General features: G+C 72.5%; 15 protein-coding genes. 7 read left to right on the top strand and 8 right to left on the bottom strand.

Features of this window, described 5'->3' with window-relative positions; genetic code table 11:
- Window positions 1–12: 12 nt before the first annotated feature.
- Window positions 13–804: an enoyl-CoA hydratase-related protein gene (locus ABZU25_RS00370; protein ID WP_355027137.1), complete on the bottom strand. Its 792-nt coding sequence runs from the start codon at window positions 802–804 to the stop codon at window positions 13–15.
- Between the two features lie 4 nt (window positions 805–808).
- Complete coding sequence (locus tag ABZU25_RS00365) at window positions 809–1,627, bottom strand: PaaX family transcriptional regulator C-terminal domain-containing protein (RefSeq protein WP_355027136.1); 819 nt, start codon at window positions 1,625–1,627, stop codon at window positions 809–811.
- Window positions 1,628–1,817: 190 nt separating this feature from the next.
- On the opposite strand from ABZU25_RS00365, the gene ABZU25_RS00360 reads away from it, so the two are divergent.
- Complete coding sequence (locus ABZU25_RS00360; protein ID WP_007455245.1) at window positions 1,818–1,985, top strand: DUF3117 domain-containing protein; 168 nt, start codon at window positions 1,818–1,820, stop codon at window positions 1,983–1,985.
- Window positions 1,986–2,131: 146 nt separating this feature from the next.
- The gene (locus ABZU25_RS00355; protein WP_355027135.1) at window positions 2,132–3,607 is read left to right on the top strand and encodes a leucyl aminopeptidase family protein; all 1,476 of its coding nucleotides are present in this window, start codon (window positions 2,132–2,134) and stop codon (window positions 3,605–3,607) included.
- Window positions 3,608–3,614: 7 nt separating this feature from the next.
- Here ABZU25_RS00355 and ABZU25_RS00350 read toward each other — a convergent pair whose 3' ends face one another.
- Entirely contained in the window at window positions 3,615–4,247 is a 633-nt protein-coding gene (locus ABZU25_RS00350) for an O-methyltransferase (RefSeq protein ID WP_355027446.1), read from the bottom strand.
- Between the two features lie 507 nt (window positions 4,248–4,754).
- Between ABZU25_RS00350 and ABZU25_RS00345 the strand changes: the two genes are divergently transcribed.
- On the top strand, window positions 4,755–6,011 hold the full coding sequence (locus tag ABZU25_RS00345; protein WP_355027445.1) for a trypsin-like peptidase domain-containing protein: 1,257 nt from the start codon (window positions 4,755–4,757) through the stop codon (window positions 6,009–6,011).
- 76 nt (window positions 6,012–6,087) lie between these two features.
- Window positions 6,088–6,510 (top strand): preprotein translocase subunit TatB, encoded by a 423-nt coding sequence (locus ABZU25_RS00340; RefSeq protein WP_355027134.1) that lies wholly within the window; start codon window positions 6,088–6,090, stop codon window positions 6,508–6,510.
- 98 nt (window positions 6,511–6,608) lie between these two features.
- On the opposite strand, the gene ABZU25_RS00335 is transcribed toward ABZU25_RS00340, so the two are convergent.
- The 3 genes from ABZU25_RS00335 to ABZU25_RS00325 all read right to left on the bottom strand — a co-directional run bounded on the left by ABZU25_RS00335 (window position 6,609) and on the right by ABZU25_RS00325 (window position 9,764).
- The gene (locus tag ABZU25_RS00335) at window positions 6,609–7,757 is read right to left on the bottom strand and encodes an Mrp/NBP35 family ATP-binding protein (protein ID WP_355027133.1); all 1,149 of its coding nucleotides are present in this window, start codon (window positions 7,755–7,757) and stop codon (window positions 6,609–6,611) included.
- Between the two features lie 77 nt (window positions 7,758–7,834).
- The gene (locus ABZU25_RS00330; protein WP_355027132.1) at window positions 7,835–8,485 is read right to left on the bottom strand and encodes a DUF1003 domain-containing protein; all 651 of its coding nucleotides are present in this window, start codon (window positions 8,483–8,485) and stop codon (window positions 7,835–7,837) included.
- Entirely contained in the window at window positions 8,478–9,764 is a 1,287-nt protein-coding gene (locus ABZU25_RS00325) for a CBS domain-containing protein (RefSeq protein ID WP_355027131.1), read from the bottom strand. The genes ABZU25_RS00330 and ABZU25_RS00325 overlap by 8 nt, the downstream gene beginning before the upstream one ends.
- A 33-nt stretch (window positions 9,765–9,797) precedes the next feature.
- On the opposite strand from ABZU25_RS00325, the gene ABZU25_RS00320 reads away from it, so the two are divergent.
- On the top strand, window positions 9,798–10,667 hold the full coding sequence (locus tag ABZU25_RS00320) for a PhzF family phenazine biosynthesis protein (RefSeq protein WP_355027130.1): 870 nt from the start codon (window positions 9,798–9,800) through the stop codon (window positions 10,665–10,667).
- A gap of 12 nt (window positions 10,668–10,679) precedes the next feature.
- On the top strand, window positions 10,680–11,210 hold the full coding sequence (locus ABZU25_RS00315; protein ID WP_355027129.1) for a hypothetical protein: 531 nt from the start codon (window positions 10,680–10,682) through the stop codon (window positions 11,208–11,210).
- A gap of 8 nt (window positions 11,211–11,218) precedes the next feature.
- Here the strand turns inward: ABZU25_RS00315 and ABZU25_RS00310 are convergent, their stop codons facing one another.
- On the bottom strand, window positions 11,219–11,938 hold the full coding sequence (locus tag ABZU25_RS00310) for an HAD family hydrolase (RefSeq protein ID WP_355027128.1): 720 nt from the start codon (window positions 11,936–11,938) through the stop codon (window positions 11,219–11,221).
- Between the two features lie 106 nt (window positions 11,939–12,044).
- Here ABZU25_RS00310 and ABZU25_RS00305 point away from each other — a divergent pair, with 106 nt between their 5' ends.
- The gene (locus ABZU25_RS00305; protein ID WP_355027127.1) at window positions 12,045–13,001 is read left to right on the top strand and encodes a DMT family transporter; all 957 of its coding nucleotides are present in this window, start codon (window positions 12,045–12,047) and stop codon (window positions 12,999–13,001) included.
- 6 nt (window positions 13,002–13,007) lie between these two features.
- Here the strand turns inward: ABZU25_RS00305 and ABZU25_RS00300 are convergent, their stop codons facing one another.
- Window positions 13,008–13,652 (bottom strand): hypothetical protein, encoded by a 645-nt coding sequence (locus ABZU25_RS00300; RefSeq protein ID WP_355027126.1) that lies wholly within the window; start codon window positions 13,650–13,652, stop codon window positions 13,008–13,010.
- Window positions 13,653–13,858: the final 206 nt, after the last annotated feature.

The raw sequence follows: 13,858 nt of genomic DNA, 5'->3' as shown, positions 1-13,858 counted from the left end.
TGCGAATTGCGTTCAGCGTCCCTCGAAGACCGGTTTCTGCTTGCCGACGAAGGCGAACGTGGCCGCCCGGTGGTCGGCGGTGGCGCCGCAGATCGACTGGGCCTGCGCCTCGGCCGCGAGGGCGTCGGCGAGGGTGCCGGCGTCGGCGATGGAGAGCTGCCGCTTGATCGCCCCGTAGGCGACAGTCGGGCCGGCGGCGAGGCGAGCGGCCAACTCCTGGGCGGTCGGCAGCACCAGCTCGTCGTCATCCACCAGGCGGTTGAGCAGGCCGATCCGGCAGGCCTCCTCGGCGCGGACGGGCTCGGCCAGCATCAGCAGCTCCACCGCCTTGGCGTGGCCGACCAGCCGGGGCAGGGTCCAGGAGGCGCCGGTGTCGGCGGCGAGGCCGACCTTGGCGAAGGCCATCAGGAAGCTGGTGGTCGGGCCACCGATGCGGATGTCGGCGAGGAAGGCCAGCGACGCGCCCGCGCCGGCGGCCATTCCCCGGACCGCGGCGATCACCGGCTTGGGCAGGTTGGCGAGCCGGGCGGCGATCGGGTTGTAGTGCGCCCGCACCGTACCCAGGGGATCGCTCGCGGAGTTCTCCAGCGTCGACACGTGCTCGCGCAGGTCCTGACCGGCGCTGAACGACCCGCCCGCCCCGGCCAGCACGACCGCCCGGCAGGACCGGTCGGTCTCCAGCTCCGCCAGGGTGTCCCGCAGCGCCTCCTTCAGCGCCACGTCGAGCGCGTTCATCGCGTTCGCCCGGTTCAGCGTGAGAGTGACGACGGCGTCGGTCCGGTCGACAAGCAGCGGCTCGGTCACGTGTCTAACGACCCTTCTGTCGGACGAGGCGGTTGCCGGCGTCGAGGCACTGTTCGACGTACCGGTCCGCGGCCGGACGCAGCCGGGCCGCGTGCCGGTCGAAGAAACTGGCCGCGGCGGTGCCTGGCCAGCGTTCGGGTAGCAGCGCCGGGGGCAGCTGCGGGTCCTGGAAGAGGAACGTACGCCACGCGTGCACCAGTCGGAACCGGGTCGCGTACGCCTCCTCGTCGCTGCTGCGCACGGTGACGGCGGAGAGCAGCGGGCGCTGGTCCGCGACGAACCGCTCGTAGGCGCGGCCGATCTCGGTGAGGTTCCATGCTCGCCGGACCACACCCATCGCACCGGGGGTGCCCGAGAAGTGTGCGGCGGTGAACCGTTCGAACCGGATGCCGGCCTCGGCGAGGATCAGGTCGACGTCCTCGGCGGGACGGGTGGCGACCCAGGTCTGCTCGTCGAGCGTGCCGTAGCCGAGGAAGCTCAGGTTCGCGGCGAGCCGCTGCCGGTCCCGTCGGGAGCCCGGGGCCTCCAACACCAGCAGATCGAACCTGCCGTCCCAGGTGACCCGGCCGGTCCGGTAGATCCGGGACGCCGCCTCGTCGAGTCGCCGGGCGGCTTTCGGTGTGATCGAATATCCCGGTCCGGAGATCAACCGGAGCGGTTCGAGCCAGCCCTGACGCACCATCCGGGACACGGCGGTGCGAACGGCTGGCGGTGCGATTCCCAGCGGCGCCAGCAGCTTGACCAGGGCAGCAACCGGTGCGCGGCCACCCCTCGGCCGGAGGTGGTCGCCGTACAGGTCGAAGAGTGCCGACCGTGCCTGCATGACCGCACATTGTGACAGGCCTTCTCAAGATAAGCTAGATGCTGTTACATCAATGCTGCTCCGGTTTGGGTCCGGCGGTGTTCATCAGGGAAAATCGTCTGTCGACGCCCCCGCGACCGTTGCGGGTGGTCGTGACGAAGTGGCTGTGGGGCAACCCACCGACCCTGGTGTAGGTCTGAGGGGAGACAACATGGCGGCGATGAAGCCGCGGACGGGCGACGGTCCGCTGGAAGTCACCAAGGAGGGCCGGGGCATCGTCATGCGGGTCCCGCTGGAGGGCGGTGGCCGGCTCGTCGTCGAGATGACTCCCGACGAGGCCAACGCGCTCGGTGACGCGTTGAAGGCGGCGGCCGGCTGAGTAAGGAGTGCTCCGGGCGGCTTCCACCGCCCGGAGCGTTCTTCGACCCTGGGCCACCGGTATCGCCGGTGGCTCAGGGTCTTCATCACTGCGGGCAGGCGGGCTGAGTTCCGCTCCGCGACACTTTCCTGGAGGTACGGTTCCGCGTGCTCGCCATCCGTCTGATCGCCGAGCCCGACCGGCTCGACGTCCTCGTCCTGCCTGTCCGTCCCGCCGATCCGGCAGCGGGCGGTGACGCCTCGGCCGAGCCCGTGTCGACCGCTGCGACCCCGCCGGACGACACGGCCGACGAGGCAGCCGCGCTGGTGTCGGCGGCCCGACTGACCGGCCGAGCTGGCGAGATCCACACCCAGCTGCGCCCCGGACGTACCCCTGGCCGGCTCCTGCTGCTCGGCATCGGCGACGGTGGCGAGGCGGCCTGGCGGACGGCCGGCGCGGCCCTGGCCCGCTCCGCGGCGGATGAGACGCATATCACCATCGCGTTGCCGGCCGAGCTGACTCCGGCCGCGGTGCGCGGGCTGACCGAGGGCCTGCTGCTCGCCTCGTACCGGTACCGGCTGACCGAGGCCGGTGACGCGCCGACGCTCGACGGCGTCGACCTGCTGCTCGCCGACCCGGCCACGTTCGAGGCCACCGTCACCACGGCCCGGACCACCGCGGCGATGACCCATCTCGCCCGTGACCTGACCAACACCCCCTCCTCGGTGAAGACCCCGCAGTGGTTCGCCGACCAGGTGGCGTCCGCCGCAACCGACCTGCCGGACCTGCGACTGCGGGTGCGCGGCCCGGCCGAGTTGGCCGCCGAGGGCTTCGGCGGGATCCTCGCCGTGGGCGGTGGCTCGGCCAGTGGCCCCCGGCTGGTCGAGCTGGACTGGCACCCCGCCGACGCGCGTACCCACGTGGTGCTGGTCGGCAAGGGCATCACCTTCGACACCGGCGGCATCTCGATCAAGCCGGTGTCGGCGATGAAACTGATGCGCAAGGACATGGCCGGCGCGGCCGCTGTCGTCGCCGCCACCCTCGGCGCCGCCACCCTACGGCTGCCGGTCCGGATCACCACGCTCGTCCCGCTCGCCGAGAACATGGTCAGCGGCTCGGCGTTCCGCCCTGGCGACGTCATCCGGCACTACGGCGGAACGACAAGCGAGACGACCAACTCCGACGCCGAAGGCCGACTGGTCCTCGCCGACGCCCTGGCGTACGCGGTGCGGCAACTCAAACCGGACCTGCTGCTCGACCTGGCCACCCTCACCGGCGCCAACGCCGTGGCGCTGGGCAAGCGCACCGCCGCCCTGTACAGCGAGAACGACCAACTGGCCGCTGACGTGCTGGCCGCGACCGAGGCGGCCGGCGAGTCGGCCTGGCGGATGCCGCTGCACAGCGACTACGCCGAATACCTGGGCAGCGACATCGCCGATCTCTACAGTGCGCCGGCGCAGGGTGCCGGCTCGGTGCTGGCCGCGCTCTACCTGCGCGAGTTCACCGGCGAACTACGGGACCGCTGGCTGCACCTGGACATGTCTGCCCCGTCCTGGGCGGACGGCGACCAGGCCGAGGTCAGCCGCGGCGCCACCGGGTGGGGCGTTCGGTGGTTGCTGCGCTGGCTGGCCAGCGTCGACTGAACCCAGGTCAGCACTTCACCGCGGCGAGCACCCCGTGCCCGACCGGGAGCAGCGCGGGGATCCAGTGCTCCGACTCCCGGACCGCTTTGATCGTCTCGCGGACCGTCACCGTCTCCGCGTCCCGGGCGGCCGGGTCACCGATCCGGCCGCCTGCCAACACGCCGTTGAGCGCGAGCACGCCGCCCGGGCGCAACAGCCGCAGGGCGGCTTCCACGCAGGCATGGAAGCCGGTCGCCTCCGCGTCCACGAAGACCAGGTCGTACGCGCCGTCGGCGAGCCGGGGCAGCACGTCGAGCGCCCGACCGGTGATGATCCGCGTACGGCCGGCCGCGAAGCCCGCCTCGGCGAAGATCCGCCGCGCGATCCGCTGATGCTCCACCTCCACGTCGATGGTGGTGAGCACACCGTCGGCGCGCATGCCGCGCAGCAACCAGACCCCGCTCACCCCGGTGCCGGTGCCGATCTCCACCACCGCGCGGGCGTTGCCGGCGGCGGCCAGCAGCCGCAACGCCGCTCCCGCGCCGGGGGTGACCGCGTCGAGGCCCACCTCCAGGGCCAGGCTGCGGGCGGTGCGCAGGACGAGATCCTCGGTGACGTAGGACTCGGCGAACTGCTGAGCCTGAGCCGTCGAACTGCCGATACCGGCGACCGTGGCGATGGGGCACCTCCGGGGGCGGTGCGTGGTGCGGGGGGCGGGTTGGCACTGTGAGCGTAGAGGCGACCGCCAGGGCGCGCAGTCGGGCCTCCTCCTGACGCGATCACCGGGGCAACCGCTGACTCCACCGCGTGCATCCGTGCAATCCTGGAAGCGGTATCCCGTCAGCCGCGACCAGACCGGCCCGTGGCCGGGCGACGCGGCGCGGGATCCGGGGACCGACTGGGAGGCACCGACGTGACCGACGGCTGGGACTGGCGCCGGGGCGGTGAGACTCCGGCTCCGGCGCGACCGCCCGGGGCAGAGGCCCCGCCGGCGGGATCGCCAACCACGCCGGGGGCCGGCAGCACGCCTGCCGTGGTGCCGCCGGGCGGCACGCCCGTTGTGCCGCCGGCCGACGTACCGACATCCGGGTACCCGCCCGTGCCGCCCTTGGCCGACGTACCGACATCCGGGTACCCGCCGGTGCCGCCCGTGGCCGGCGTGCCGACCGTGGGGCCGTCGCCGAGTTGGCCGGCACCGGTCGCGGGCGGCACCGGCCCGGCCGGGGCGTCGCCCTGGTGGTCGGACGCGCTCGCCGATCCCTGGCGGGACCCGGCGGCGCCGACAGCGGTGGTGGTGCCGGGGGTGGTGGCGGCCGGCTCCGAGCCCGAGCCGGTCACCGATCCGGACGCGCCGGGTCGGCCGACGCTACGCCAGCTGTTGCTCATTCCCGTGATCACCGCGCTACTGGCCGGCACCCTCGGTGGGGCGCTCGGCTACGCGTTCGCGGTCCGGGGTGGGGCTGGTGGGGTGGTGCTCGGCGGTGTGCCAGCGGAGCCGCCGGCGCTGGCCCAGCGCAAGCCGGAGTCGCTGGCCGGTGTCGCCGAACGCGTCCTGCCCAGCGTGGTCACCGTCCGGGTGAGCAGCCTCGGCGGAACCAGCGAGGGCTCCGGCTTCATCGCCACCGCCGACGGCCATGTGATCACCAACGACCATGTGGTGGCCGGCGGCAGCGGCAAGGCCTCGGTGGTCTTCAACGACGGCAGTACCGCGCCGGCGACCATCGTCGGTCAGGATCCGGAGTCGGACATCGCGGTGATCAAGGTGAGTCGTAGCGGGCTGCGACCTGTGGAGTTCGGTGACTCCGACGCCCTGGCCGTCGGTGACCCGGTGCTCGCCATCGGCTCGCCGCTGTCGCTGGCCAACACGGTCACCGCCGGCATCGTGAGTGCCCTGGACCGGACGATGCAGGCCGGCGAGCCGGGTGGCCCGATCCGCTACTACGCGGCCATCCAGACCGACGCGGCCGTCAACCACGGCAACTCGGGCGGGCCGTTGGTCGACGGCGCCGGACGGGTGGTCGGGGTGAACTCGACAATCAAGTCACTTGTCGCCGAGGGGCAGGAGGCGGGCAACATCGGGCTCGCCTTCGCCATCCCGATCAACCAGGCCAAGCGGGTGACCCAGGACATCATCGGCACCGGCAAGGCCCGGCGTACGGTGATCGGCGCCCGGGCGGACGGCCCGACCGGGGTCGCCGGGGGTGGCCTGCGGCTGGCGGAGGTGGAGCCGTCCGGGCCGGCGGACAGCGCCGGGTTGAAGGTCGGCGACGTCATCCTCAAGATCAACGGGCGGCCGATGACCGAGCCGACCGACCTGACCGCGTTGGTCCGCAAGTTCGCGCCGGGCTCTGTGGTATCCGTCGAGTTTCGACGGGGCTCCGCCCGGCAGAACACCTCGGTAACTCTCGCCGCGGACGCGAAGTGAACACGGCTCACCCCTTGCCCGAACGCCGTCCGACGTGCGTAGTCTTGCTGCTGACGCGGAGAGGAGGCCAGCGGGGATGTTCGAGAACCTGAACTGGTGGGAGATCGGGGCGCTGCTGCTCCTGGCGCTGCTGATCTTCGGTGATCGGCTGCCCGCAGTCATCAACGATGGTCTGCGGCTGGTGCGCAACCTGCGCAACATGGCCCGTAATGCCACCGGTGACCTGAGCCGTGAGCTGGGCACCGACATCCAGCTGGAGGACCTGCACCCGAAGGCCTTCATCCGCAAGCACCTCCTCAGCGAGGAGGACGAGGCGGCGATCCGCAAGCCGTTGCAGGGCGTCTACGACAACCTGCGTGCGGACGTCGGCGGCGTGCACGACGACCTGAAGGACGTGGCCAGCGCCGCGGATCTGCGGTCGAACGGGACCCGACCCGGCACGGCCACCAGCAGCACCGTCACCCCGGCACCCCGCGCCAGCTACGACGACGCCACCTGACCGTCCGCCCCCGCCGCACGCCGCACCCGCCGATCCCGCGCGCCCAGCGCCCGTTCAGCGCCCGCGTGGCGGTGGTCACCGCCTCCGCTTGACAGTGGTCAGCGGCCGGCGGGCTTGAGGCCGAGCGGCTTGCCGAGCAGCGACTCACGGCGCAGCGCCAGCCGGTCGGCGACCGCGTTGAGGGCCTGCGCGGCCGGGGACTCCGGCTCGGCCAGCACGATCGGGTTACCCGCATCACCGGCCTCGCGGACCCGGGTGTCCAGCGGGATCTGACCGAGCAGCGGCACCTGGGCGCCGATGGTCCGGCTCAGCGACTCGGCGACGGCCGTGCCACCCCCGGCGCCGAAGATCTCCATCCGGGAGCCGTCCGGAAGCTCCAGCCAGGACATGTTCTCGATGACGCCAACCACCCGCTGATGGGTCTGCAGGGCGATCGCACCGGCACGCTCGGCCACCTCGGCGGCGGCGGTCTGTGGGGTGGTGACGATGAGGATCTCCGAGTTGGGGAGCAGTTGGGCCAGCGAGATGGCCACGTCACCGGTGCCCGGGGGAAGGTCGAGCAGGAGCACGTCCAGGTCGCCCCAGTAGACGTCGGCCAGGAACTGCTGCAACGCCCGGTGCAGCATCGGGCCGCGCCACACCACTGCGGCGTTGCCGGAGGTGAACATGCCGATGGAGATCACCTTCACGCCGTGCGACTGCGGCGGCATGATCATGTCCTCGACGCGGGTGGGCCGGGCCTCAGTGCCGAGCATCCGGGGCACCGAGTGGCCGTAGATGTCCGCGTCGACAACGCCGACGGAGAGCCCGCGGGCGGCGAGCGCCGCCGCCAGGTTGACAGTCACGCTGGACTTGCCGACGCCACCCTTGCCGCTGGCCACCGCGTACACCCGGGTGCGTGAGCCGGGCTGGGCGAACGGGATGACGGGCTCCTCGGTGGCACCCCCGCCGCGCAGTTGCGACTGCAACGACTGCCGCTGCTCGGGGGTCATCACACCGAAATCGATCTCGACACCGTTCACACCGGGCACCGCGGCTACCGCGGTGGTGATGTCCGTCCGCAGCTTGTCCTTGAGCGGGCAGCCGGCGACGGTGAGCAGCAGCTCGACGCGTACGACGCCGTTGGCAGCGATCGTGGCGGAGCGGACCATGCCCAGCTCGGTGATGGGCCGGCGGATCTCCGGGTCGTTGACGGTGGCCAGGGCGGCCTGGATCGCGTCCTCGACGGTGCTCACTGGTGCTGACATGCCCGCAATGCTACGTCGCGGGGCATCCACTGCCGCTGCTGGCCAGGGCGGTGTGAGCCAATCGATGACCCCGCCGATCACTTGTCCGGCAGGCGCGGCCCGGTGCCGTCCGGCCGGGCGTCCCGGGCGAAGTCGCCGTCCAGGTCGTCGCGTGGTTCGTCCAGGCCGACACCGTCGGTCGGCCGCTGGCTCCGCTTCTCCTGCCGGTTGTCCTTGTCCTGCTGACGGCGCTCCAGCCGTTGCCGGCGCTGCCCCACCTCGTCCAGCTCCTCGGCCAGCCGGGCCAGTTCGGAGCGGAGGAAGTCGCGGGTGGCCACCTCACCCAGCGCGATCCGCAGTGCCGCGATCTCCCGGGCCAGGTACTCGGTGTCCGCCTTCTGCGCGGTGGCTCGCCGCCGGTCCTCCTCCAGGGCCACCCGGTCCCGGTCGGCCTGCCGGTTCTGCGCCAGCAGGATCAGCGGTGCCGCGTAGCTGGCCTGCAACGACAGCACCAGGGTCAGGAACGTGAAGGTGTACGGGTCGAAGCGCAGCTCCGCCGGGGCCAACGTGTTCCAGACGAACCAGATCGCGATCACCACCGTCATGACGACGATGAAGTTCGCGGTGCCCATGCCCCGGGCGATGCCCTCCGACCACCTGCCGAACGCCTCCGCGTCGAACCGGGGCAGCTTGATGCCCCGGGGCTCGCGCGGCTGGTCGAGCCGCTCGTTCCGCCGCTGCTCAGCCATCCGCGCCGTCCATCGCCGCGTCGGTGGTGCCCGGGGCGGTCAGGGCGTCGCGGTCCCGCCAGTCCCGGGGCAGCGAGTGGTCCAGCACGTCGTCCACAGTCACGGCGCCGACCAGCCGGTTGTTCCGGTCGATCACCGGCATGGCGACCAGGTCGTAGGTGGCCATCCGGCGGGTGATCTCCGGCAGCGGGGTGGTCGGGCGCAGCGGGTCGATGTCGTTGACCACCACCTTGCCCAGCAGGTCGGCCGGGGGTTCGCGCAGCAGCGCCTGGAAGTGCACCATGCCCAGGTAGCGGCCGGTCGGGGTGTTCTGTGGTGCCCGGGTCACGAAGACCTGCGCGGCGACGGCGGGGGAGAGCTGGGGCTCCCGGATCCGGGCCAGCGCCTCGGCGACTGTGGCGTCCGGCGGCAGGATGACCGGCTCCGAGGTCATCACACTGCCGGCCGTGCCGGGCGTGTACTTCAGGAGCTGACGCACCGGGTCGGCCTCGTCCGGCTCCATCAGGTCCAGCAGCACGTCCTGCTCCGGTGGGGGCAGCTCGTTGAGCAGGTCGGCCGCGTCGTCCGGGTCCATCTCCTCCAGCACGTCGGCGGCCCGTTCCCGGTCCAGGGCGGCGAGGATCTCCACCTGGTCGTGCTCCGGCAGCTCGCTGAGCACGTCGGCCAGCCGCTCGTCGTCCAGCGCGGCGGCGACCTCGTTGCGCCGTGCGTCGGGCAGGTCCTGGAGCGCGTTGGCCAGGTCGGCGGGGCGCATGTCCTCCAGGACGGCGAGCAGATTCGCCGTACCCCGGTTGTCGGCGATGCCGCTGAGCCCGCGCACCCGGTCCCACTCGACCTGGTGCAGGTGGCCGCGGCGGGTGAGCCGCCCGGTCTGCTCGCGTACGGCGACGCGGGTCAGCGACCACTCGCCGCCCCGGGTGCACTCCATCGCGACGTCCACGACCGCGCCGGGCTGGCCGCCCGGGTCGAGTTGCACCCGCCGGTCGAGGAGTTCCTGGAGGACCAGCAGCTCGTTCTGGCGCTTCTCGAAGCGGCGCAGGTTGAGGGTGCCGGAGCCGAGCACGACGGCGTCCGCGTCGATGGAGGTGATCCGGTTGATGGACAGGAAGATCCGGCGACGCATCGGCATCTCGGCGACGAGGCCCACCACCTCCGGGGGTCGCTTGGTCGCCCGCAGCCGGGCCACGGCGTCACGAACCCGGCCCACCTGGTCACCGTTCGGGTCGAAGACGGCGACTCCGGCGAGGCGGGCGATGTAGACCCGGGTCGGCGTACTCACGGGCACCAGCCTAAGCGCCTAGTGTTTATCAACATGTCGACAGTGGCCTACGAGATCGTGGACGTCTTCACCGACCGCCCCTTCGCCGGCAACCCGCTGGCCGTGGTGTTCGGCGCGCAGGCGCTGGCCACCGAGCAGATGCAGGCGCTCGCGCTGGAGTTCAACCTCTCCGAGACGGTGTTCGTGCTGCCACCGACCCAGGTCGGTGCCACCTACCGGGCCAGGATCTTCACGCCGGTCGAGGAGTTGCCGTTCGCCGGGCACCCCAGCGTCGGTGCGGCGGTCACCGCGAGCCGGCGGGGCATGTTCGGTGTGGGGCAGGTCACCCAGGAGTGCGAAGCCGGGGTGCTGCCGATCGAGGTGACCGCGACCGGCGCGACGCTGACCGGTGGCACCCCGACCCTCGGGCCGGAGTTGGACCCGGAGCCGTTGCTGGAGATCGCCGGGTTGACCGCGGACGACCACGTCGGGCCGGCCCCCCGCGTCGCGGGCTGCGGGCTGGAGTTTCCGTACCTGCCCGTGCGGCCGGAGTCGGTGGCCCGTGCGCGGGTGGACGCGGCGGCGGCGCAGCGGTACGGGGTGTCGCACGTCAGCGTCTTCTCCTGGGACGCCGCCGCGCAAACCGCGCACGCCCGGGTGTTCGTGCCGGGGATGGGCGTCCCGGAGGATCCGGCGACCGGCTCGGCGGCGCTCGGCCTCGGTGTCTGGCTGGTGGCGACCGGGCTGCTGCCCGGTGCGGGGTTGTCCCGGTACGCGGTGCGTCAGGGTGTGGAGATGAACCGCCCGTCCGCGCTGGCCTGCACGGTCACCGCGGCGAACGGGGTGGCGGTCGGGGCGACGGTCGCCGGTCAGGTGATGCCGGTGGCCCGGGGCGAGATCACCGTCCCGCCCTTCGTGGGTTGAGCGGAGGCGCCGATGGGGGAGGATGCGGGTGTGACGGACGAGGACGCCCCCGGGGGCACACCGCTTGTCGACGAGGCGATGAAGAAGGCCGCCGTGGCCTGGGTCAGCGTGTCCGGCGGGCCGGCGCTCGCGCTCTGGTGCGCCCCGCTGGAGGGCGCGCTGCTTGTGGTCTCCGGGCCGGGCGAGCAGGCCGCGCCGGGTCTGGCCGACGCGAGCGAGGCGCAGGTCACCCTGCGCGGCGATCACGGTGGTCGGATCGTCACCTGGCCGGCCCGGGTGAGCCGGGTGCGGCCGGGCACCGAGGCGTGGGACACCGCAGCCCCGCTGGTGGCGGCGAAGCGCCTCAACGCGCCGGGTCCGACCGCCGACCTGGTGGCCCGCTGGGCCGCGGACGGCTGCGCGGTGAACCGGCTCGCCCCGGCCGGTACGCCGCTGGCCGGCGCGGATCTGCCCGCCGACGCGCAGGCCGAGCCACCCCGGGCCACCCCGGCGGTCCGGGCCACCCGCAAACCGTTCCGCCTGCACCGGGTCCGCCGCCGCTGATCAGTTGTTCAGCCGGCCCGGCCGCCGACGCCCGCGACGTCGACGTCGACGTCGACGAGGGTGAGCACCTCACCCAGTGCGCCGAGCGTGGGGCCTCGCCAGTCCAGGTCGGCGTTGAACACCATGTGCGTGGCCAGGTCCGGCGCGGCGAGTCGGACGGCGGTCATTCCGGCCCGCTCGGCGCCGGTCAGCTCCTGGCTGCCGCCGTCGCCGACGTAGAGGCAGTCGCTCGGCGCGAGCCCGAGCCGCTGGCAGGCGGTCAGGTAGAGCGCCGGATCCGGTTTGCACCGCCCGACCTGCACCGAGAAGACCCGCACGTCGAGCAGCGGGGCTACCGCGAGCTGCGGCAGGAAGGCCGGCAGTTCGTGCGTACAGTCGCTGATCACGCCGGTCCGTAGACCGCGTTGGCGCAGGGCCGCCAGGACGGGCACGGCCTCGGCCCGCAGCCAGGTGTCCGCGCGGACCGCCCGGTGCCGGGACGCCACCGCCGCCCGCACCGCATGGTCACTCGGGTGTACGCCGACCTGGGCGCACACCCAGCGCAGGGTCGCCTCCGCGTTGCCGAGCCGGCCGGTGGCCCGCTCGTAGTAGGTGCGGTTCAGCACCTCGGTCAGCGCATCGGTGTGGCAGCCGAGCAGCTCGGCGGTGCCGAGATGCGCGACACCGCGCTGCACCGAACGGGTCAGGGTGCCGAAGAAGTCGAACAGCACCGCCTGGTAGCTGGGCATGGGGAAACGCCTCCGGGCGGTCGAGGGTCGCCGGCGCGGAACCGCGTGATCGTAACGGAGTGATGACCCTCCGTGCTGACCGTCATACGTGTGAGGATTACGTCCCGTGCCCCCACCTTCATCCCGGCCGACAGTGGATCCACTGACCACCGGCGCGGTCGGCCTGGCCGTGGTCGCCGTGTCGTCGTCCGCGCCGCTTATCGCGTACGCGGCCGCCCCCGCGCTGGCCATCGCGTTCTGGCGCAACCTGCTCGCGGTGGCCGTGCTGAGCCCGTTCGCGCTGGCCCGGCGCCGTGCCGAGTTCCGCAGGCTCACCGTGGGGGCGGGGCGGCGGGAGGGCCTGTTCTGCGTCCTGTCCGGGGTCGCGCTCGCCGGGCACTTCGCCACCTGGGTGCCGAGCGCCCAGCTCACCTCGGTCGCCACGTCCACCGCCCTGGTCGCCACACAGCCGGTCTGGCAGGGGTTGATCGCCCGCGCCCAGGGGCGTCGGTTGCCCCGGGTGGTGTGGATCGGCATCTCGGTGGCGGTCGGCGGCGCGGCGGTCGCCACCGGGGTGGACGTGGGAGTCTCCGGTCGGGCCGTCCTCGGTGACGTGCTGGCGTTGGTCGGCGCCATGTTCGCCGCTGTCTACACCGCCTTCGGGGAACGGGCCCGGACCAGCATCAGCACCACCACCTACACCACCATCTGCTACGGGATCTGCGCGCTGATCCTGCTGGCCCTGTGCCTGGTCGGCGGCGTACGGCTGACCGGGTTCGACGGGCGCACCTGGCTGGCCATCCTGGCCCTGGTCGCCGGCGCCCAGTTGCTCGGGCACTCGATGTTCAACTACGCCCTGCAAAAGATCTCGGCGACCACGGTGAGCGTGCTGATCCTGCTGGAGGCCCCCGGCGCGGCAGTGCTCGGCTGGGCCTGGCTGGGGCAGCTGCCCGGCCCGTACGCGCTGGTCGGGATGGCGCTGCTGCTGGTCGGGGTGGCGGTGGTGGTGCTCGGCGGTGGTCGGGCGGCTCGCCGGGTCGCGCCGACCGCGTTGCCGGCCGACCCCGCTCCGCTGGACGGCTGACGGCTCTCACAGGTACGGCGCGAAGTGCTCCGCCACCAGATCGGTCAACTGGTCGCCGTCGAGGCTGCCGTCGACCTGGATCACCCGTACGCCCAGTCGCTCGGCCTGCGCCACCGCGTCCGCCGCCACCAGCTCGTCCCGCGCCCACCGGTTGCGCAGTGCCCGTTCCGGGTCGCTGACCCCGGCGGTGATCGCGCGCGCCCGTGGCAGTCGGGCGATCTGGCGGGTGCGGAACTCGGCGGTGGGCACCAGCACCGCCACCTGTCGCAACGATTCGACGACCGGTGCCACCAGCTCCGGCCGCAGCCCCCACCCTTCGGCTACGACTCGGCGACCGGGCACCAGCGCGCTCAGGTCGTCCAACACCCAAGCGAAGCGGCGAGGGAAGGCGGCCAGCGTGTCGGCCGCCATCCGCGCCGGCTCGGTGCCGAGCCACATGGTCTCCGCATCGGGGCCGGCGGGCGGCTCGCCCCGCCGGGCCCGGTCGGCGATCCGTCGATCGTCGTGGCCGCGGGCATCGTGCCGGTCATAGAGGTACGCGGTCAGCCCGTGTCGCAGAGCCAGGTTGACGGCGACCGTGGACTTGCCGGCCCACTGTCCGCCACCGATCCAGAGAGCTCGCCGCGCGGTGGCTGTCGCATCGAATTCCATGCCTCGACCCTGACCGCCACACCACTCAAGATCAAGTCTTGTTCTCGCCCGCCATGCCGTGATGAAGTGAGGGAAGACGCAGGTCTGCAACTTTGCGGCGCGTGCTGCTGAAGCAATCTTGGACATTTTCCGTTAGCAGTTAACGGAAACTGTCCAAGATTGCCGGGGAATCCGCGGCTCGCCCTGGTGAGGGTCCGATCCCGCCG

This window comes from Micromonospora sp. NPDC005215, assembly GCF_040607915.1.
GTDB lineage: Bacteria > Actinomycetota > Actinomycetes > Mycobacteriales > Micromonosporaceae > Micromonospora.
The sequence above is the reverse complement of the archived record's forward strand: the minus strand, read 5'-3'. Positions and strand labels throughout refer to the sequence as shown.